Raw genomic sequence first — 20,048 nt, 5'->3', positions numbered from 1 at the left:
CCTCTACCCCACCCGCTTCGCCGCCTGAATCTGCATCCGGTTCACCGCCACCACGACCACGCCCACGGCGACCATGAACAGGGTCGCCAGGGCATTGATTTCGGGCTTCAGGCCCAAACGCACGCGGGAAAAGACCTCCAGCGGCAGGGTCGTGTAGCCCGGGCCGGACAGGAAGGACGCCACCACCACGTCGTCCAGCGACAGGGTGAAGGCCAGCAGCCACGCGGCCAGCAGGGCCGGGGCGATCAGGGGCAGCGTGATCAGGAAGAACACCTTCAGCGGCGAAGCGCCCAGGTCCAGGGCGGCCTCTTCCAGCGAACGGTCCAGGTCGCGCACGCGCGACTGGATGATGACGGCGACGTAGGCCGTGCACAGGGTCACGTGGCCCACCCAGATGGTGAACAGACCGTTGCCGTCGGGCCAGCCGAACACCTTGGACATTTCCACGAACATCAGCAGCAGCGAGATGCCCAGCACGACTTCGGGCATGACCAGCGGGGCGCTGAGCATGCCGATGTACAGGCCAAAGCCCCGGAACCGCCCCATGCGCGCCAGCACGTAGCCGGCCCAGGTGCCGATGGCGACCGCCGCAGTGGCGGTCAGGGTGGCGATCAGCAGCGACAGTTTCGCCGCCGACAGCAGCGCCTGATCCTGAAACAGCTCCGCATACCAACGCAGCGAAAAGCCCGACCAGGAGGTCATCAGCGTGGAGTCGTTGAAGGAGAACACCATCAGGCAGGCGATGGGCACGTACAGAAAGCCGTAGCCGATCACCAGCGTCAGCAAGCGGAACCAGCCGCCGTTGCGCATCATGACCGGCCTCCCAATTGGCGGGCCTGGTTGTACTGGAAGATGGTCAGGGGCACCAGCAGCAGCAAAACCATCACGCAGGTGACGGCTGCCGCCATCGGCCAGTCGGCGTTGTTGAAGAACTCGTTCCACATCACGCGGCCCATCATCAGGGTGTTGGCCCCGCCCAGCATTTCAGGGATGACGTATTCGCCCACCGAGGGGATGAACACCAGCATGGCACCCGCCACCACGCCAGGCATGGACAGGGGCAGCGTGATCCGCAGGAAGGCGCGCCAGGGCCGCGCGCCCAGGTCATAGGCGGCCTCCAGCAGGCGGTAGTCCAGCTTCACCAGATTGGCGTACAGCGGCAGGATGAAGAACGGCAGATAAGCGTAGATCAGACCGATGTAGACGGCCAGGTCGGTGCGGTAGATTTCCAGCGGCGCATCGATCAGCCCCAGCCCCATCAGCAAGTTGTTCAACAGCCCGTCGTTGCGCAGAATGCCGACCCAGGCATAGACGCGCAGCAGCAGCGAGGTCCAGAACGGCAGGATCACCCCCAGCAGCAGCAGGTTGCGGATGTCCGGCCGCGCGCGGGCGATGTGATAGGCCATGGGGTAGCCGATCAGCGCGCAGCAGACGGTGGTGACCAGGGCCATCTTGACCGAATTCAGGTAGACCGCCGCGTACAGGCTGTCGGTGAACAGCAGGACGTAGCCGCGCAGGTGCAGGGCCAGCGACAGGGTCTCGTCCTGCAGGGTGGCGATCGGCAGGTAGGGCGGGATGCCGAACTGCAGGTCGGAAAAGCTGATCTTCAGCACCAGCAGGAACGGCAGCAGCAGGAACAGCGCCAGCCAGACGTAGGGTACGCCGATGGCGAACTGGCGGGCGCTGGGGCGATGGCCGGGAATTTTCAGATGCATCGGCGGCTCCGGACGCGAGGGTCAGAGAAGGCGGGACGTCCTCAGGACGCCAGCACGGTCCCGGCGTCGTGGGACCAGGTGACGAAGACTTCCTCGTCCACGCCGGGCGCGTCGGACTGGCTCCAGTCCAGGCTGGGCACGCTGGCTTCGATGGTCTGGCCGGCGTCCAGGCGGATCTGGTAGCGGGCATAGCTACCCATCCAGGCGACGTGCGACACCATGCCATGACCCCAGTTGGACTCGGCCTCGGGGGCCTGACGGCCGACGCGGATCTGCTCGGGCCGGACGGACACGTGGACCTCCATGCCCAGCGGTTCGCTGATGCCATGGCTGACGTACAGCGGGCGCGACAGCGCGTCGGTCTCGATCAGCACGTGGTCGGGTTCGTCCACCACGATGGTGCCGGTGAAAAGATTGGTCGATCCGATGAAGCCGGCGACGAAACGGGTGCTGGGAAAGGTGTAGACGTCGTGCGGCGTGCCGCACTGGACGATCTGGCCTTCGGTCATGACGGCCAGCCGGCTGGCCATGGTCATGGCTTCTTCCTGGTCGTGGGTGACCATGATGCAGGTCACGCCGACCTGAGCCAGGATCTTCACCAGTTCGATCTGGGTGGCCTGGCGGATCTGCTTGTCCAGCGCCGACATCGGCTCGTCGAGCAGCAGCAGCTTGGGCCGCTTCACCAGGCTGCGCGCCAGGGCCACGCGCTGCTGCTGGCCGCCGGACAACTGATGCGGACGGCGGCGCGCGTAGCCTGCCATCTGCACCAGATCCAGGGCTTCGAACACGCGTTCGTGGATCTCGTGGCGCGGTACGCCTTCCTGCTTGAGACCGAAGGCGACGTTGGCCTCGACCGACATGTGCGGGAACAGCGCATAGGACTGGAACATCATGTTGACCGGCCGCCGGTGCGGCGGCAGGGCCGTGATGTCCTCGTCATCCAGGATGATGCGCCCGGACGTGGGCTCCTCGAAGCCCGCCAGCATGCGCAGCAGGGTCGATTTGCCGCAGCCCGAACTGCCCAGCAGGGCAAAGATCTCGTGCCGCCGCACCGACAGGGAGACGGACTGCACCGCCACCGTGTCGCCAAAGATCTTGACGACGTCCTCCATGCGCACGAAGTCGTCCGCCTCGCCCTGGCGAGGCATGCCGCGCGGGTCCTGCATCATGGCCGCGCCCTCAGCGTCCGGTCTTGAGCTGCCCCCACATCTGCGTCTGCAGGCGCAGGATGTTCAGGGGCTGCGGCTGGATGACGAACAGCGTGCGGGTGACTTCCGCCGAGGGGTAGATCATGGGGTTGCTGGCGACCTCATCGACCACGTACTTGCGCGCCTCTTTGTTGGCGTTGGGGTAGTACATCTCGTTGGTGATGGCCGCGTGCACCTGGGGCGTCTCGATGTAGTTGATGAAGGCATGCGCCTCATCCACATGCTCGGCGCTCTTGGGAATGGCCATGGTGTCGAACCAGGCCGGCGCCCCGCCGTCGGGAATGTAATAGTCGATGGCGTAGGATTTCTTGGCCTCCTTCGCGCGCGACGAGGCGATCATCACATCGCCCGAAAAGCCATAGACCATGCACAGGCCGCCCGAGGCCAGCTCGTCGATGTAGCCCGAGGAGCTGAACTGGCGCACGTAGGGCCGGATGGTTTTCAACAGGGCCAGCGCGGCCTCGTAATCCTTGGGATCGCTGCTGTTGGGGTCCTTGCCCAGGTAGTGCAGCACGGCCGGGAAGACCTGCGCGGCCTCGTCCAGAATGGAGATGCCGCAGGACTGCAGCTTGGCCGCGTTTTCCGGCTTGAACAGCATGTCCCAGGAATTCAGGGGCGCGTCCTTGCCCATGATTTCCTGCACCTTGGTGACGTTGTAGCCCAGGCCGTTGGTGCCGTAGCCCCAGGGGACCAGATACTGGTTGCCGGGATCGACCGTGGCGACCAGGGCCATCAGGTCCGGGTCCAGGTATTGCCAGTTGGGGATCTTGGAGCGGTCCAGCTTCTGGAACAGGCCGCCCTGGACCTGCCGGGCGGCGTAGTGGGTGGACGGCACGACCACGTCGTAACCCGACTTTCCCGTCAGCAGCTTGGCCTGCAAGGTGTCATTGGTGTCGTAGACGTCGTAGCGGATCTTGATGCCGGTGGCCTTCTCGAAACCGGACAAGGTATCGGGCGCGGTGTATTCGGCCCAGTTGTAGACGTTGACGACGCGATCCTGGGCGCTCGCCGAGGCCGCAGCGATCAGCGCGGCGGCGGCCAACAGGGTATGTACGGTGCCGATTTTCATGGCATGAGTCCCCATCATGGAGGTAAACAACGGGATAAAGCATCCCACCACTGCGCTCCGCGCGCGCCGGCTACCTTAACCAAAGACCGTCTCAGGCGCAACCAGTTTTTTTCAGCTTGTTTCGGGGACACCACACCCAGGCGCGCGCGATCGAAATCGATCAGCCAGACCCGGTCCTCGGCGTCGAACAGGATGTTGTAGGCATTCAGGTCTGCATGCCAGACGCCGGCTGCGTGCATTGCGGCGATGGCCTGCGCGACGGCGGAGGGATCAGCCCGGTCCAGGCGGCCCGCCAGGGCCTGCGCGCCGGGAATCCGGGCAATCAGGATGGCGTTGCGGTAGAACGGCGAAGACGGGGCTTTCCGCCAATAAATCGCGCCCAGCGGTTCGGGCACGCGCAGTCCGGCCCTGAGCAGGTGATCCAGCGCCCGGACTTCGGCCCAGGCCCGTACGCGGGATTCGCCCAGCCAGAGATAGGATTCGCGGCCCAGTCTGGCGCGCAGGCCGCCACGCCGATAATGGCGCAGGACGGCAGGGCCGTGTTCGCCGTCGACGAACCAGGCGGCCTGACGGCCGCCTTCGCCTACCGGGACGGCGCCGGGTCGATGGGCGTCGAACCACGCGGCCTGCGCCTGATCGGTGAAACGCGCAGGTACGCACAAGGCACCGCCTGGAAAACGATGCGTGGTCCAGTCCACGGGAATGGTCGTGGCCGTCCTCATGCGCCGCCTCGCATCAACAGCAGTCCCATGATGACCAGCAGCATGCAGGCAAAGATCAACTTCAAGCGCGCCTCGGGCAGCGCATAAGCCAGACGCACCCCGTAGGGCACGCACAGCAGGCTGCCGACGGCCAGGGGGATGCCCACCAGGCCATGCACCTGACCGTGCCAGGCGTAGGTCGCCAGGGCCACGCCGGTGCCCGGCACGATCATCGCCAGCGCCACCGCCTGGGCCGCCGTCTGGCGCAGACGAAAAAACGAGGTCAGGAATGGCACCGCCAGCACGGAGCCACCTACGCCGAAGACCCCGCCGGCCAGGCCTGCGCCCACGCCGACGCAGAAATACCAGAGTTTGCGCACCTGGCCGACCTCGCGGTAGTACCCGGCCGGTCGGGGCCTGGCGCGGCGCCCCAGGCTTTCGCGGAAATAGAACACCGCGACCAGGAACACGAAGCCGGCATAGATGCGGCGCAGCAGCCAGGGGTCCAGCCCCAGCGCGATCCGGGCGCCGATCCAGGTGCAGACGATGGAACTGCAGGCCCCGGCCGCCGCCGAACGCCAGTCGATCGGCGCGCGCTGGTGGTATTTGCGCAGGGTCAGCAGGACCGCCGGCAGCACCATGATCAGCGCCGTCCCTTGCGCGGCCTGCTGCTCGTAGCCCAGCAGCAAGCCCAGCAGAGGAATCGCAAACAGGCCGCCACCGATACCCAGCACCCCGCCCGAGAATCCGATCAGGCCACCGGCCGCAAGGCAGGCGGGAATCAGCCAGAAACCGTCCACTGCCGGCCCCTCAGGACAGCACGCCGAGCACGTCCTCGACGCGATCGACGGCCTGGACGTGCAAGCCTTCGATGGGCTGGCGCGGCAGATTGGCGCGCGGCACGACGGCCCGCTCGAAACCCAGCTTGGCGGCCTCGCGCAGGCGTTCCTGGCCGCGCGGCGCCGGACGGATCTCGCCGGCCAGGCCGATCTCGCCAAAAGCCAGCAGGCCGGCCGGCAAGGGACGGTCACGCATGGACGACAGGATCGCCAGGGCCACCGCCAGATCGGCAGCCGGCTCCATGATGCGCACACCGCCGACGGCGTTGACGAAGACGTCCTGATCGTAGGTGGCGACCCCCGCGTGACGGTGCAGCACCGCCAGCAGCATGGCCAGGCGGCTGCTTTCCAGGCCCACGGACAGGCGGCGCGGATTGGGCACGTGGGCCGTATCCACCAGGGCCTGGACCTCGACCAGCAACGGTCGAGTGCCTTCCTGAGTCGCCATGACGCAGGAGCCCGCGACATCCCGGGAATGCCCTGCCAGGAACAGCGCGGACGGGTTGCTCACCCCGCGCAGGCCCCGGTCGGTCATGGCGAACACGCCCAGCTCGTTGACGGCACCGAAGCGGTTCTTGATGGCTCGCACCAGACGGAACGAGGAGTGGGTGTCGCCCTCGAAGTACAGGACGGTATCGACGATGTGTTCCAGCACGCGCGGACCGGCCAGCGCACCATCCTTGGTGACGTGGCCGATCAGGATCAGGGTGACGCCGGTCTGCTTGGCAATGCGGGTCAATTGGGCAGCACACTCGCGCACCTGGGACACCGAGCCGGGCGCAGCGGTCAGCTCGCCGGAATACAAGGTCTGAATCGAATCGATGACGGCCACACCGGGCTGGCGCTCGACCAGGGTCTGGGTAATCTGTTCCAGGCGAATCTCGGCCAGCAGATCCACGCCGTCGCCCGATACCCCCAGGCGCTGGGCGCGCAGTGCGACCTGTTCGGCAGATTCCTCGCCTGTGACGTACAGCACCGGGCCGCGTTCAGAGAGGCTGGCCAGCGCCTGCAACAACAGGGTGGATTTCCCGATCCCCGGATCACCGCCGATCAGCACCACGGCGCCGGCCACCAGACCACCGCCCAGAACGCGGTCGAACTCTTCGATCCCGGTCGGGTTGCGGGCCTGTTCGCGGGCTTCGATGTCAGCCAGACGGCGCACCGGGGTGGATGCGGCCAGCGGCGCATAGCGGTGGCCGGTGGCCGCCGCCGAGGATTCACGGGTTTCCTGGAGCGTGTTCCAGGCGCCGCAATGCGGGCAGCGGCCTTCCCATTTGGCGGTGGTGCCGCCGCAATCCGAGCAGAGAAACAGGGTCCGGGCCTTGGCCATCAGCGGCCCGCCAGGCTGCCGCCGCCATCCACGCCGATTTCCTGACCGGTAATGAAGGCCGCCCCGTCGCCCAGCAGGAACACCACGGCGGCCGCAACTTCGTCGGCCTGAGCCAGACGCCCCATGGGGATGGTCGCCAGCACGGCTTTTTCGGCATCGCTGCCGACCGGGCATTCGGCGCGGAACAGGCCGGTTTCCACCGGGCCGGGCGACACCGCGTTGACCGTGACGCCGTAAGGCGCCAGTTCCAGAGCCCAGGTGCGGGTACAGCCCAGCAGCGCGCTCTTGGCCGCAGAATAGCTGGTGTGCCCGGTCTGACCATGCACCGCGCGGCCGCACAGATTGACGATGCGGCCGGACTTGCGCGCCTTCATGCTCGGTGCGAAAGCCTGCACCGCCTGGACCGCCACGCGCACGTTCAGGTCGAAGGCCAGGTAGAGCGAGGCCAGATCGACCTCGCCCAGGGGTTCGGGCATCGCGGGCCCAACGCAATTCACCACTGCGTCGACCGGATATTTTTCGCGAATGACGCGCAGCAGTTCTTCGGTTTCGCCCGCGTTGGCGAGATCGCAGGCGTACAGGTAGCCGGGGAAATCGATATCGGCCACATTCCGGGCCAGGCCGACGACGTGGCAGCCCTGGTCGGCCAGACGCTGGCTGACGGCCCAGCCGATGCCTTTGGTCGCACCGGTGACGAGCACACAACTGTTCTTCATGGATGGCTCCTCTGAGGACCAGGGTTCACAGGACGCGGCGCGGCACGCGAGGCGTCACGGCGGTCAGCAGTTCATAGCCGATGGTGCCGCAGGCGGCGGCAACCTCGTCCACCGACGGCCCGCCCTGCCCCCACAGCACGACCGGAGTGCCCACCACCGCGCCGGGCACCGGGCCCAGGTCCACGGCCAGCATGTCCATGGACACGCGGCCGACCAGGCGGGTGGCCACTCCGCCCACCGTGATCGGCGTCCCGGTGGCCGCGTGGCGCGGATAGCCGTCGGCATAACCACAGGCCACGATGCCGACCCGCATGTCCTGGGGGGCGCGAAACGTATGGCCATAGCCGACCGATTCGCCCGCCGGTACACGGTGCACGCTGATCAACTGGGCGGACAGAGTCATGGCCGGACGCAGGCCGAAAGAATCCGCCGGCTGGTCGGCGAAGGGCGAAGCGCCATACAGGCAGATGCCGGGGCGTACCCACTGGGGGCCTGCGGCCAGTCCCGCCGCCAGACCCGGCGTCAGGGTGGCGGCGGAGTTGCACAGGCTGACCGGACCGGACAGACCCTCGGTTGCCTGCAGAAAACAGTCGATCTGGGCCTTCGTGACAGCGGCATCGTCATCCGCGCGGGCGAAGTGGGTCATCGCGCCAACCTGACCCAACACCCCATCGGCCTGCAGAGCCAGGGCGCGTTCGTGGGCCGCGCGGAATTCGTGCGGCTGGAAACCCAGCCGGTGCATGCCGGTATTCAACTTGACGAAGGCATCGATCTGCCGCGCGGCGGAACTGGACTCCAGCATGGCCAGTTGCTCGGCGCAGTGCAACGCGGTACCGATCCGATAATGGACCAGCGCGTCGAGATCGTCCGGTTCGAAGAAGCCTTCAAGCAGCAGCAGCGGACCGGTCCAGCCCAGCTCGCGGCAACGCACGGCCTCTTCCAGATCCAGCATCGCCAGACCATCGGCCTCGCCAAACCCCGCCAGGGCAGCCTCGATGCCGTGCCCGTAGCCGCGCGCCTTGATCACGGCCCAGATGAAGGGCGCGGCTTCAGGGCGCACCCAGGGCTGGGCGATGCCCAGCCCGCCTTGCGCGGGGGTCAAGGAAACTTGGGGCGCCCCGGCGTTTCCTTGAGGGACGTCCTGCCGCAGGCGATCAGCCACCGTACGCAGATTATGGGACAAAGCTTCGGTGTCGATCGTCGCCAGAATCGGACGCGGCATGAAATCCCCCGGAAGGCAGGAAAGCGGCGGCCTCGGGACTGGGCCACGCGCGAACACTTGAGAATCAGCCTGTCGGGCCGTGGTTACCTAAAGAAAGAAACCAGGGCCGGACAGGCTGCCGGGCTAAGTATACTGCCTCATCATGGCTGTCGATCACTACGAAAACTTCCCTGTCGCGTCCCTGCTGCTGCCCGCCCGGCTGCGCCCGGCGGTGCGCGATCTGTACGCCTTCGCGCGCGGCGCGGACGACATCGCCGACGAAGGCGACGCCCCGGCCCAGGAGCGCCGGGAACGGCTGGACGCCTGGCGCGGCGCAGTCCGCGACCTGGGGGCCGGACGGCCGATCCAGGCTCCGCTGTCTGTCGACGACCGGGCGATCTTCGCCCGCCTGGGCGACACCCTGGTGCGCCACCGGCTGCCCGTTCAACCCCTGCTGGATCTGCTGTCCGCCTTCACCCAGGATCTGGACGTCCTCCATTACGCCGACGAACCCGCCCTGCTGGACTACTGCCGCCGCTCGGCCAACCCGGTCGGGCGCCTGATGCTGCACCTGTTCGGCCACACCGACACGGTGGATCTGGCCCAGTCCGACGCCATCTGCACGGGCCTGCAACGGGTGAACTTCTGCCAGGACGTGGCCCTGGACCACACCAAGGGCCGCTGCTACATCCCCCTGGACTGTCTGGAACGCCACGGCCTGGTCCCTGCCAGCCAGGATACGCTGTGCGCCGATCCTGCTGCGGTGCCCTCCGACGCCTGGCGGGCCGTCGTGCGCGAACAGGCCGGCCAGGCCCGCCGCGCCCTGCTGGCGGGTGCTCCGCTGGCCTGGCGCCTGCCCGGCCGTGCCGGCCTGGAACTGCGCCTGGTCGTGCATGGCGGCCTGCGGATTCTGGAAAAACTGGCGGCGGGCGGCTACGACCCTTGGCACAACCGGCCCATCCTGGGCCGCGCCGACGCCTTCCTGCTATGCTGGCGCGCATTCTGTACGCCGCGCCCACGCCCGGACACCGCCCTGCCCAGCCATCATGACGCCTGACGAATACTGCCAGCAGAAAGCCGCCCGCAGCGGCTCAAGCTTCTACTACGCCTTTCTGTTCCTGCCTCCGGAGCGGCGCCGCGCCATCACGGCGCTGTACGCCTTCTGCCGCGAGGTGGACGACATCGTGGACGAGGTCGGCGAGGCCTCGGTCGCACGGATGAAGCTCGCCTGGTGGCGCGATCAGGTCGGTCTGATGTTCGACGGCACACCCGATCACCCGGTGGCCATCGCCCTGGCCGGCCACGTCCACACCTTCGGACTGCGCCCCGAGCCTTTCTACGCCATCATCGAAGGCATGGAAATGGACCTGGACCAGTTCCGCTATGCCGACTGGCCCACCCTGAAAGAATACTGCTGGCGGGCTGCGGGCGTGGTGGGCGATCTGTCGGCCCGCATCTTCGGCCACACGGACCCACGCACGCTGGAATACGCAGAGACCCTGGGCCTGGCCTTCCAGATGACCAACATCATCCGTGACGTGGGCGACGACGCCCGGCGCGGGCGCATCTACCTGCCGGCCGACGACATGGCGCATCACGGGGTGACCGTGGACGACATCCTCGACGGCCGCCATACCGAGAACTTCCAGGCCCTGATGCGCCAGCAGACCGAGCGCGCACGCGGCTTGTACCGCGACGCCTTGCGCGCCCTGCCGGAGGTCGACCGCCGCGCACAGCGGCCCGGCCTGATGATGGCCGCCATCTATGCCGCCCTGCTCGACGAAATCGAACGCGACGGCTGGCACGTGCTGGACCAGCGCATTGCCCTGACGCCGATCCGCAAATTCTGGCTCGCCTGGAAGACCTGGGTCGGCGGCGGCCAGGGGCTGATGCACCGCCTGGCGAAATAGCGCCATGACCCGCATCGCCGTCGTCGGCGCCGGCTGGGCGGGGCTGGCCGCTGCCACGCGCTTGCGGCAGGCGGGCCACAGCGTCCGGGTCTACGAGGCCGCCGCTGCGCCGGGCGGCCGGGCGCGGCGGGTCGATCACCCCGGCCTGGGCCTGAGCATCGACAACGGCCAGCACATTCTGCTGGGCGCCTACACCGCGACCCTGGCCCTGATGCAGGACCTGGGCATCGATCCCGCACAGGCCCTGCTGAGCCGGGATCTGACACTGCGCTCGGCCGATGGCGGCCTGAACCTGCGCTTCTGGCCCCTGCCTCCGCCTCTGCACCGCCTGGGCATTCTGCTGGGCAGCCGCGGACTGGACGGCTGGCAGGGCCGCCGCCACCTGGCCCGGGTGTTCAGCGCCCTGGTTCCCGACCGCGTCGCCCCCTCGATGACGGTCGCGGACTGGTTGAACGGCCTGGATTGCCCTCCCGGCCTGATGACGCATCTGTGGGAGCCGCTGTGCCTGGCGGCCATGAACACTCCGGCGCAGACCGCGCAGGCCCGCCTGTTCGCCCGGGTACTGGCCGACAGCCTGGGCGCGGGGCTGGCCGCCAGTCGCCTGTTGATTCCCCGCGACAGCCTGCACGCGCTCTGGCCCGCCCAGGCCTGTGCCTTGCTGGGCAAAAACCTGGTCCGCCAACGAGTGCGCGCGATCGTCCCCGACCCGGCGGGCGGCTGGCGGGTGGACGACGAAGCGCATGACCAGGTGATCCTGGCCGTGCCCGCCGCCGAGGCCCGACGCCTGCTGGCACCCTTGCCGGATGCAGCGGATTTTCTGGACGGCTGGACGGACCTCGCGCATTCGGCCATCGGCACGCTGACGCTGCGGTTGGCCGTCCCCTGGAACTCGGGTCACCCCATGCTGCTGCTCAACGACGAGCCCGCAAGCGACGCCTGGGGCCAATGGTTGTTCGACCGCAGCGCCAGCGCCTGCACGGACGCCGACCGCCGGCTGGTCCATGTCGTCATCGGCACGGCGGACCACTACGCAGGTCGCGATCCGGCGCGCCTTGCGGCCGGTGTCATCGAACAGATTCGTGCCCAGGCGGCTGCGGGATCGCATCCCCCCTTGCCGGCCATCGAAGCGCACGCCCTGGTCACGGAACGACGGGCGACCTTTGACGCAGTCCCGGGCCTGAGACGTCCCGGCGAGACCACACCCTGGCCCGGTCTGCTGCTGGCTGGCGACTGGACCGACACCGGCTACCCGGCCGTGCTGGAAGGCGCAGTGCGCAGCGGACTGAAGGCGGCAGACGCGATTCAGCGCTGAAACACCTTATCGCGGTCGGCGAACCAGAGTGCTTTTACCGAACAGGCTCTCGACCAGTTCGACGGCGACCTCGGCCGTGCCATTGCGCACGTCCAGGGCCGGATTCAGTTCCACGACGTCCACCGAACCGACCTGTCCTGTATCGGCCAGCATCTCCATGCACAACTGGGCCTCTCGCCAGGTCGGCCCCCCTCGGACCGTGGTGCCGACGCCCGGCGCATAGTCCGGGTCCAGAAAATCCACGTCGAAGCTCACGTGGATGTGGGCGTCCCCAGGCAATCCGTCCAGGGCGGCTTCCATGACCGAGCGCATGCCACGTTCGTCGACCGTGCGCATATCGTAGACGTCCAGCCCCTGCTCGTGGACGAATTCGCGTTCGCCCGCGTCGACGCTGCGAATGCCGATCATCCGCAATGCGCCGGGCTGCAGGGCCGGTTCCTGTCCGCCCAGATCCACCAGCCCGGGCGGGCCGAAACCACACAGGCAGGCCACCGGCATGCCATGCAGATTGCCGCTGGGCGTCAGCCAGGCCGTGTTGAAATCCGTATGGGCATCCAGCCAGAACACCCGCAGCGGCCGGCCCTCGCGCCGGCAATGTCGCGCCACGGCCCCTACCGACCCAACGCCCAGACAATGGTCGCCACCCAGCATCAAGGGCAGGCGCCCTGCCTGCAACTGGGCCGTCACCGCCTCGAAGACCAACACATTCCAGGCCACGACCTGCTCCAGATGGCGGTAGCCCTCCACCGGCGGCTGCCAGGGGTTGCCCGGCCCGGCCAGGTCGCCCGTGTCCAGCACCCGGCAGCCCTGGCGTTCCAGGGCTGCCGCCAGGCCAGCCACTCGCAGGGCCTGAGGCCCCATCGATGCGCCGCGCGTGCCGGCACCGATGTCGGTGGGTGCACCCACCAGGGCAATTTCGAGGCTCATGGTCCGATCCTTCGCCGGTTCATCTTTGCAAGGGACAAGGTGCCGTCCGCGATCACGAGGCCAGCGCCGACAGGCCCTGAAGCTCGCTCTGCAGCCAGCCGTACAGGTCGCGCGGATCCGCCTGCCCCGGCGTTACATCCACCCAGGTCCCGACCTGGCGAACCTGCGCCTGGGCCTGCAGAAAGCGCAGCGCGGAATAGTCCTCCAGTGCGAAACCGACTGAATCGAACAGCGTCACCTGATCCGTCCGCGTCCGCCCCGGAACATCGCCCGTCAGGACGCGCCACAGCTCGGTCACGGGAAAATCGGCCGGCATCTGCTGGATCTCGCCTTCCTTGCGGGTCTGAGGCGGAAACTCGACGAAGACGTCCGACCGCTGCAGGATGTCCGGATCCAGTTCAGTCTTGCCGGGGCAGTCGCCCCCCACCGCATTCAGATGCATGCCCGGCTCGATCAGGCTGGCGTCCAGCACCCGCCTCTGTCCCTGAAAAGCCGTCACCGTGGTGACGATGTCCGCCCCCCGCACAGCCTGGGCCGTCGAATCGCAGATCCGCACCGACAGCGCGCGCCCCGGCAGCTCGGTCGCCGCCAAATTATGCGCCAGACGTTCCGAAGCGCTGCGATCCACGTCATACAGGCGCAGATCGCGCACCCCCAGCAGGCAGGCAAAGGCCAGCGCCTGGAAATCGCTTTGCGCTCCGTTGCCGATCAGCGCCATCGAATGGCTGTCGCGCCGCGCCAGGGCCTGGGCGGCCAGGGCCGACATGGCCGCCGTACGCAGCGCCGTGCTCAAGGTCAGTTCGCTCAGCAGGCGGATCATGCCGGTGTCGCAATCCAGCAGTGCCCCCATCGCCATCACAGTGGGCAAACCGTAGCGCCCATTGCCCGGATGGCCGTTGACGCACTTGAAACTGTAGTGCGTGCCATCGGTGATGGGCATCAGTTCGATCGTGCCCTGCGCCGTATAGGCCGCAATGCGGGCTTCCTTGTCGAATTCCGGCCAGCGCAGGTAGTCGGCCCGCAGCGTGTCCACCAGACCCCGCAGGCAGGCGGGCAGGCCCAGGATACCGATCAGGCGGGCCACATCGTGCGTATCCAGGAACAGCGTGCGGGGTTGCATCGAAACATGGGCTTGCATGACAGTCTCCTTGGAATGCGATCTTCTGCATCCAGTGTGGTCCAAGGCTGCGCCAATGTATATCGTCAATTCTGCCGCCATATCGTCACAAAACTGTCAAAATGACAGGCACGACTGAACAGAATGGAAGATACCACCATGGATTCCACCGACCTGGCCCTGATCGGTCTGCTGCGCAAGAACGCCCGCGCCAGTGTGGCCACCCTGGCGCGCAAACTGGATGTGGCGCGCGGCACCGTCACCCAGCGCATGCACCGGCTGGAAGACGCCGGACTGATCGTGGGCTACACCGTGCGCCTGCGCCCGGACGTCGAACCGCAGACCATCCGCGCCTGGATGGGGATCGCCGTCGAAGGCAACGAAGCCCGCGCCGTGATCGCCAGCCTGCTGGGGGAGCCGGGCGTGGCCACGCTGCACGACACCAACGGCCGCTGGGATCTGCTGGCCGAATTGCGAGCCGCCGACCTGCAGGAACTGTCCCAGGTGCTGGAACGCATCCGCCTGATCCGGGGCATCAGCCAGTCGGAGACCAGTATTCACCTGCAGACGTATCGGGCGGCCTGAGTTTTACAGCGCGTGCCGCCGCACGTAGTCCGCCACCAGCCCGACGTCGCAGTCCATGACCTCGACCCGCTGGGGCAGTTGATCCAGATCCCGCAACGCCGCCGGGACTTCCGGCGCTTCGCCGGTCGCCTCGACGATCGTCTCGGCGAACTTGGCCGGCAAGGCTGTTTCCAGCACCAGCATGGGCACGCCTTCTTCCAGGTGCTCCAGGGCGACCTTGACCCCGTCGGCCGTATGAGGATCGATCAGCACCCCGGTCTCGCGGCGGATGTCGCGGATGGTGCGCAGACGGTCGGCGTGAGTGCTGGCGCCCGCCACGAAACCATAGCGTTCCGTAAACGATGCCCGCAGATCGGACAGATCGAATTGCCCCGTGGTCCGCAACGTTTCCATCAAGGCCCGGACGCGCGCCGGATCGCGGCCCACCAGATCGAAGACGAAGCGCTCGAAATTCGAGGCACGCGAGATGTCCATCGACGGGCTGGAAGTCGCATGCGTCTGGCTGGCCGCGCGCGGCCGGTAGACGCCGGTGCGGAAGAATTCTTCCAGCACGTTGTTTTCGTTGGTGGCCAGCACCAGGCGGCGGATCGGCACACCCATTTCGCGCGCAATGTGCCCAGCCAGGATATTGCCGAAATTGCCCGAGGGCACGGTGAACGACACCGGCTGGCCCGGCCCGTCGGTGGCGCGCAGCCAGCCCCAGACGTAATACACCACCTGGGCGGCGATGCGCGCCCAGTTGATGGAATTGACGGCCCCCAGATGATGGGTGCTCTTGAAGTCCAGATCGCCGGCCAGAGCCTTGACGATGTCCTGACATTCGTCGAACACGCCGTGCACCGACAGGTTGTGAATATTGGCGTCCTGCAACGAATACATCTGGGCACGCTGGAAGGCGCTCATGCGCCCGTACGGGGACAGCATGAACACCGCCACGCCGCGCTTGCCGCGCAGCGCGTATTCCGCCGCCGAGCCGGTGTCGCCGGACGTGGCGCCCAGAATGTTCAACGTCTGGCCGCGCTGCGCCAGCACATATTCAAAGACCTGACCCAGGAACTGCATGGCCATGTCTTTGAAAGCCAGCGTCGGGCCCTCGGACAGCCCCAGCAGCGACAGGCCCGGACGCAGCGGCTTGACCGGCGCGATGCGCGGGAACACGGTGGGCGCATAGGCCGCGCGCGTCATGCGGGACAGTTCAGCGGGCTCGATGTCGTCGATGAACAGACCCAGCACCCGGGCCGCCAGATCGGCGTAGTCCAGCGCGCGCCAGGATTCCAGGGTAGCCGCGTCCAGCTTCGGCAGGGTTTCAGGCAGCGTCAGGCCGCCATCGGGCGCCAGGCCTTCGAGCAGGATGTCGCAAAAGGGCTGGGGGGCCATGCCGCCCCGGGTGGACAGGTATTTCAAGTGATGTTCTCCACGCGCAAACGGGTCACGTCCGAGCGGACGAAGGGCAGGCTCTGGATCGTGTGCAGGGCCTGATTCACATCGCCCTCACGCGCTTCGTGGGTCAGGAAGATGATGTCGGCCTGATGCTCGCCATGGGGCTGCTGGAACATCGAGCCCACCGAAATACCGGCGTCCGACAGCACGCGCGCCAGGTCGGCCAGCACGCCGGGCCGGTCATCGACCCGCAGGCGCAGGTAGAAGCTGGTGCGCACGTCCGCCATGGGCAGCACGGGGATGTCGGCCATGGCGTCGGGCTGGAAGGCCAGGTGCGGCACCCGGTGTTCCGGATCGGCCATCTGCAAGCGGGTCACGTCGACCAGGTCGGCCACCACGGCCGAGGCCGTGGGCAAGGCGCCCGCGCCCTGGCCGTAGTACAGCGAGGGGCCGACCGCGTCGCCGCGCACCAGCACGGCGTTCATGGCACCTTCGACGTTGGCCAGCAGGCAGTGATCGGGCACCAGTGCGGGATGGACCCGCAGCTCGATGCCTTCCGGCCGGTGACGGGTGATGCCCAGCAGCTTGATGCGGTAGCCCAGGCGTTCCGCATGCACGATGTCCTCGGAGGACAGGCCGGAAATGCCTTCGATGTAGGCCTTGTCGAACTGCACCGGGATGCCGAAGGCCAGCGAGGCCAGCAGCGTCAGCTTGTGGGCTGCATCCACACCCTCGATGTCGAAGGTGGGATCGGCCTCGGCGTAGCCCAGGCGCTGGGCTTCGGCGAGCACCGTCTCGAACGGCAGACCGCGCTGGCGCATTTCCGACAGAATGAAATTGGTGGTGCCGTTGATGATCCCGGCCAGCCACTGGATGCGGTTGGCCGTCAGACCTTCGCGGATCGCCTTGATGATGGGGATGCCGCCGGCCACCGCCGCCTCGAAGGCGACCATCACGCCGCGCGCCTGGGCAGCGGCGAAGATCTCGTTGCCATGCACGGCCAGCAGGGCCTTGTTGGCCGTGACCACGTGCTTGCCCTGAGCGATGGCTTCCAGGATGCATTCACGGGCCAGCGTGTCGCCGCCCATCAGTTCGACGATGATGTCGAGGTCCGGGTCGCGCGCCAGGGCCATGCCGTCGGTGGTGACGGTCACATCCGGCCCCACCAGCGCGCGCGCCTTGGCCACGTCGCGCACCGCCACGGCAGCGACTTCGATGCGCCGTCCGGCACGCCGGGCGATTTCCCCGCCGTTCTGGGCCAGAACCGTCCAGACCCCGCCGCCGACGACGCCCAGGCCGAGCAAACCTACACGGATCGGTTTCATTTCAACAGCCCATCCTTGCGAAACATGTCCTTGATGCCACGCACCGCCTGACGGGTGCGCTGCTCGTTTTCAATCAGCGCGAAGCGCACGTATTCGTCACCGTACTCACCGAAGCCGATCCCGGGAGACACGGCAACCTTGGCGTCGGCCAGCAGGCGCTTGGAGAACTCCAGCGAACCCTGGGCGCGGTAAGGTTCGGGGATGCGCGCCCAGATGTACATGGACGCCTTGGGGATGTCCACCATCCAGCCGGCCTCGTGCAAGCCGCGCGCCAGCACGTCGCGGCGGTTGCGGTATTGCTCGACGACCTCGGAGACGCAGTCCTGCGGGCCCTCCAGGGCAGCAATGGCCGCCACCTGGATGGGCGTGAAGGTGCCGTAGTCGTGGTAGCTCTTGATGCGCGCCAGGGCGTTGACCAGCTCGCGGTTGCCCACCATGAAGCCGATGCGCCAGCCGGCCATGTTGTAGCTCTTGCTCATGGTGAAGAATTCCACCGCCACATCGCGCGCGCCGGGCACCTGCATGATCGATGGCGCCACGTAGCCATCGAAGGTGATGTCGGCGTAGGCCAGATCGTGCACCACCAGGATGTTGTGTTCCTTGGCCAGCGCCACGATGCGCTCGAAGAAGGACAGCTCCACACATTGCGCCGTGGGATTGCTGGGAAAACCCAGAATCATCATCTTGGGCTTGGGAATGGTCTCGCGCACCGCACGCTCGATTTCCTCGAAGAAGTCCAGGCCGGGCGTCATCGGTACCGAGCGGATATTCGCCCCGGCGATCACCGCGCCGTAGATATGGATCGGGTAGCTGGGATTGGGCACCAGCACCGTGTCGCCCCGGTCCAGCGTGGCCAGCATCAGGTGCGCCAGGCCTTCCTTGGAGCCGATCGACACGATGGCTTCGGAATCGGGATCGATGTCCACCCCGTAGCGACGCTCGTACCAGGTCGAAATCGCCCGGCGCAGGCGCGGAATGCCCTTGGACACCGAATAGCCGTGGGTATCGGGACGCTGGGCGACCTCGACCAGCTTGTCGACGATGTGCTGCGGCGTGGGGCCGTCCGGATTGCCCATGGACATGTCGATGATGTCCTCACCGCGCCGGCGTGCGGCCATCTTGAGTTCCCCTGTGATGTTGAACACATAGGGGGGCAGGCGCTCGATGCGCGGAAAGCTCGTCATGATGGTCCTCGGCGGAATAAGCTGGAATCGTGCGGATGGATGCGGTGCAGCAAACTCGATAATCTATCGCATGCGCCCGCGACTCGCAAATGGATCCCTTGCCCATGCGCGCGCCGACGATCGGACACGTGCAAAATGGCGGCGCGCGAACCGGGCCCAGGACGCAAAACGCCCCTGCATGTTCGTACGATCGATTGCGCTATCATCACGGGAACACTGGAGCTTGCCCGTGCTATTGCAAAAAGACCTGAATCCCGCACTCAACACCGTCACCGCCTACGGTGACGGCTTCCTGGAAATCAATCGGGTCCGTTACGACAGCGCCATCTGCTTCGCCCCCGAAGGTCCGGTACGCGGCCTCGCCGTGCACACCGCCGCCGAACTGGACGCCGCCCTGCTCCAGGACCTGGTCGGCCTGAAGCCGGCCGCCCGCGACCCCCTGGCCTTTCTCGACGACGACGCCCCTGCGCTCGAACGACCCGCCGACGCCCCGGAGGTCCTGCTGATCGGCACCGGCCCGCGCCAGGTATTCCTGCGTCCCGACATCCTGCGCCCCTTGCTGGCACTGGGTATCGGCGTCGAAACCATGACCACCCAGGCCGCCGCCCGGACCTACAACATCCTCATGTCGGAGGAACGGCGCGTCCTGGCCCTCTTGCTACCCGGAGATCCCTCATGACCACCGTCGCCATAGGCCACCCGCTGCCCCCCCTGACCGCCGAGACCACCCACGGACCCTTCGATTCCGCCGCGCTGCGGGGCAAGCCCTTCGTCCTGTACTTCTACCCCAAGGACAACACCCCGGGCTGCACCGTCGAAGCCCAGGATTTCCGCGACCGCCACGACCGATTCGAAGCGCTGGACTGCGCCATCTACGGCATTTCCCGCGACTCGCTGAAGTCCCATCAGGGCTTCATCGACAAGCAGTCCCTGTCCTTCCCTCTGATCGCCGATCCCGACGAGGCCCTGTGCGCCCTGTTCGGTGTCATGAAGGAGAAGAACATGTACGGCAAACAGGTGCGCGGCATCGAGCGCAGCACCTTTCTGATCGACCGCCAGGGCATCCTGGTTCAGGAATGGCGCGGTGTACGCGTCCCCGGCCACGTCGACGAAGTCCTGCAAGCTGCACAAAACCTGGCCGCCTGAGCGCGGCCTCCCCAGGAGCCTGAATGCCCCTTCCGAAACCGCCGATCCGCCCGGGCGACACCGTCGAAACCGCCGCCCGGACCGCAACGCCCGAACCGGCTCCGGTCCTCGCCGTGCCCGGCCCGGCACTCGATCCGTCCCTCGACGCGCCCCGTGCGCGCGGGGCGAAAACCCGTCCGGTCGCCGCCATTCTGACCAAGCCACCCGCCGGCCGCGCGGCTCAAGCGCCTGCTGCCGCCCCCGTCTCGGCCCCTGCTGCGAAGGCATCGCCTGCTCCGGCCACCCAGGCTCCGGTCGCAGATCAGCCCGCACCCGCCCGGGCTGCCAGGACGCCGGCCGCAACCCCGTCCCCGGCGGCCCCGGCGCCCGCAGTGGCCCAGGCA

At 67.3% G+C, this 20,048-nt stretch carries 20 protein-coding genes and 1 pseudogene; 7 read left to right on the top strand and 14 right to left on the bottom strand.

Annotation, left to right across the window (positions count from 1 at the left end; translation table 11 throughout):
• Window positions 1–3: 3 nt before the first annotated feature.
• The 9 genes from WA983_RS15060 to alr are packed head-to-tail and all read right to left on the bottom strand — an operon-like array spanning window position 4 to window position 8,800.
• Complete coding sequence (locus WA983_RS15060; protein WP_424249711.1) at window positions 4–813, bottom strand: ABC transporter permease subunit; 810 nt, start codon at window positions 811–813, stop codon at window positions 4–6.
• Entirely contained in the window at window positions 810–1,715 is a 906-nt protein-coding gene (locus tag WA983_RS15055; protein WP_424249713.1) for an ABC transporter permease subunit, read from the bottom strand. Before WA983_RS15055 ends, WA983_RS15060 begins: the two co-directional genes overlap by 4 nt.
• Before the next feature lie 41 nt (window positions 1,716–1,756).
• On the bottom strand, window positions 1,757–2,881 hold the full coding sequence (locus WA983_RS15050; protein WP_424249724.1) for an ABC transporter ATP-binding protein: 1,125 nt from the start codon (window positions 2,879–2,881) through the stop codon (window positions 1,757–1,759).
• 13 nt (window positions 2,882–2,894) lie between these two features.
• Entirely contained in the window at window positions 2,895–3,992 is a 1,098-nt protein-coding gene (locus WA983_RS15045; RefSeq protein ID WP_424249714.1) for a polyamine ABC transporter substrate-binding protein, read from the bottom strand.
• Window positions 3,993–4,006: 14 nt separating this feature from the next.
• Window positions 4,007–4,714, bottom strand: a complete 708-nt coding sequence (locus tag WA983_RS15040) for a 3-deoxy-D-manno-octulosonic acid kinase (RefSeq protein WP_424249716.1) — start codon at window positions 4,712–4,714, stop codon at window positions 4,007–4,009.
• A complete protein-coding gene (locus WA983_RS15035; protein WP_424249717.1) occupies window positions 4,711–5,493 on the bottom strand; it encodes a sulfite exporter TauE/SafE family protein in 783 nt (260 codons plus the stop codon). Before WA983_RS15035 ends, WA983_RS15040 begins: the two co-directional genes overlap by 4 nt.
• Window positions 5,494–5,503: 10 nt before the next feature.
• Window positions 5,504–6,862, bottom strand: a complete 1,359-nt coding sequence (radA, locus tag WA983_RS15030; RefSeq protein ID WP_424249719.1) for a DNA repair protein RadA — start codon at window positions 6,860–6,862, stop codon at window positions 5,504–5,506.
• On the bottom strand, window positions 6,862–7,578 hold the full coding sequence (locus WA983_RS15025) for an SDR family oxidoreductase (protein WP_424249720.1): 717 nt from the start codon (window positions 7,576–7,578) through the stop codon (window positions 6,862–6,864). The genes radA and WA983_RS15025 overlap by 1 nt, the downstream gene beginning before the upstream one ends.
• A gap of 25 nt (window positions 7,579–7,603) precedes the next feature.
• Window positions 7,604–8,800 (bottom strand): alanine racemase, encoded by a 1,197-nt coding sequence (gene alr / locus WA983_RS15020; protein ID WP_424312266.1) that lies wholly within the window; start codon window positions 8,798–8,800, stop codon window positions 7,604–7,606.
• Window positions 8,801–8,942: 142 nt separating this feature from the next.
• On the opposite strand from alr, the gene hpnC reads away from it, so the two are divergent.
• The 3 genes from hpnC to hpnE are packed head-to-tail and all read left to right on the top strand — an operon-like array spanning window position 8,943 to window position 12,001.
• On the top strand, window positions 8,943–9,836 hold the full coding sequence (gene hpnC / locus WA983_RS15015) for a squalene synthase HpnC (RefSeq protein WP_424312265.1): 894 nt from the start codon (window positions 8,943–8,945) through the stop codon (window positions 9,834–9,836).
• On the top strand, window positions 9,826–10,689 hold the full coding sequence (hpnD, locus tag WA983_RS15010) for a presqualene diphosphate synthase HpnD (protein ID WP_424250529.1): 864 nt from the start codon (window positions 9,826–9,828) through the stop codon (window positions 10,687–10,689). Before hpnC ends, hpnD begins: the two co-directional genes overlap by 11 nt.
• 4 nt (window positions 10,690–10,693) lie before the next feature.
• Complete coding sequence (gene hpnE, locus WA983_RS15005; RefSeq protein WP_424250527.1) at window positions 10,694–12,001, top strand: hydroxysqualene dehydroxylase HpnE; 1,308 nt, start codon at window positions 10,694–10,696, stop codon at window positions 11,999–12,001.
• Window positions 12,002–12,007: 6 nt separating this feature from the next.
• Here hpnE and rocF read toward each other — a convergent pair whose 3' ends face one another.
• Together rocF and WA983_RS14995 are read right to left on the bottom strand one after the other, a co-directional pair.
• Window positions 12,008–12,928, bottom strand: a complete 921-nt coding sequence (gene rocF / locus WA983_RS15000; RefSeq protein WP_424250525.1) for an arginase — start codon at window positions 12,926–12,928, stop codon at window positions 12,008–12,010.
• A 52-nt stretch (window positions 12,929–12,980) separates the two neighbouring features.
• On the bottom strand, window positions 12,981–14,066 hold the full coding sequence (locus WA983_RS14995) for an ornithine cyclodeaminase (protein WP_424250523.1): 1,086 nt from the start codon (window positions 14,064–14,066) through the stop codon (window positions 12,981–12,983).
• Window positions 14,067–14,204: 138 nt separating this feature from the next.
• On the opposite strand from WA983_RS14995, the gene WA983_RS14990 reads away from it, so the two are divergent.
• Window positions 14,205–14,630 (top strand): Lrp/AsnC family transcriptional regulator, encoded by a 426-nt coding sequence (locus WA983_RS14990; protein WP_424250530.1) that lies wholly within the window; start codon window positions 14,205–14,207, stop codon window positions 14,628–14,630.
• 3 nt (window positions 14,631–14,633) lie between these two features.
• Here the strand turns inward: WA983_RS14990 and thrC are convergent, their stop codons facing one another.
• From thrC to alaC, 3 genes are read right to left on the bottom strand one after another with little or no spacing between them, the layout of a single operon-like run.
• Entirely contained in the window at window positions 14,634–16,034 is a 1,401-nt protein-coding gene (thrC, locus tag WA983_RS14985) for a threonine synthase (RefSeq protein WP_424250521.1), read from the bottom strand.
• Window positions 16,031–17,335 (bottom strand): homoserine dehydrogenase, encoded by a 1,305-nt coding sequence (locus tag WA983_RS14980; RefSeq protein WP_424250519.1) that lies wholly within the window; start codon window positions 17,333–17,335, stop codon window positions 16,031–16,033. The genes thrC and WA983_RS14980 overlap by 4 nt, the downstream gene beginning before the upstream one ends.
• Entirely contained in the window at window positions 17,332–18,519 is a 1,188-nt protein-coding gene (gene alaC, locus WA983_RS14975; RefSeq protein WP_424250517.1) for an alanine transaminase, read from the bottom strand. Before alaC ends, WA983_RS14980 begins: the two co-directional genes overlap by 4 nt.
• A gap of 229 nt (window positions 18,520–18,748) precedes the next feature.
• Here alaC and WA983_RS14970 point away from each other — a divergent pair, with 229 nt between their 5' ends.
• The 3 genes and pseudogenes from WA983_RS14970 to WA983_RS14960 all read left to right on the top strand — a co-directional run.
• Window positions 18,749–19,198: an Mth938-like domain-containing protein gene (locus WA983_RS14970; protein ID WP_424250515.1), complete on the top strand. Its 450-nt coding sequence runs from the start codon at window positions 18,749–18,751 to the stop codon at window positions 19,196–19,198.
• Window positions 19,195–19,665 carry a peroxiredoxin gene (locus tag WA983_RS14965; RefSeq protein WP_424250513.1) on the top strand — a complete coding sequence of 157 codons (471 nt, stop codon included), beginning with the start codon at window positions 19,195–19,197 and terminating at the stop codon, window positions 19,663–19,665. Before WA983_RS14970 ends, WA983_RS14965 begins: the two co-directional genes overlap by 4 nt.
• Before the next feature lie 23 nt (window positions 19,666–19,688).
• Window positions 19,689–20,048: pseudogene (locus WA983_RS14960) on the top strand (hypothetical protein); the annotation flags it as partial.

Origin of the sequence: Castellaniella sp., assembly GCF_049650445.1 — a bacterium.
Lineage (GTDB): Bacteria > Pseudomonadota > Gammaproteobacteria > Burkholderiales > Burkholderiaceae_B > Castellaniella.
The sequence above is the reverse complement of the archived record's forward strand: the minus strand, read 5'-3'. Positions and strand labels throughout refer to the sequence as shown.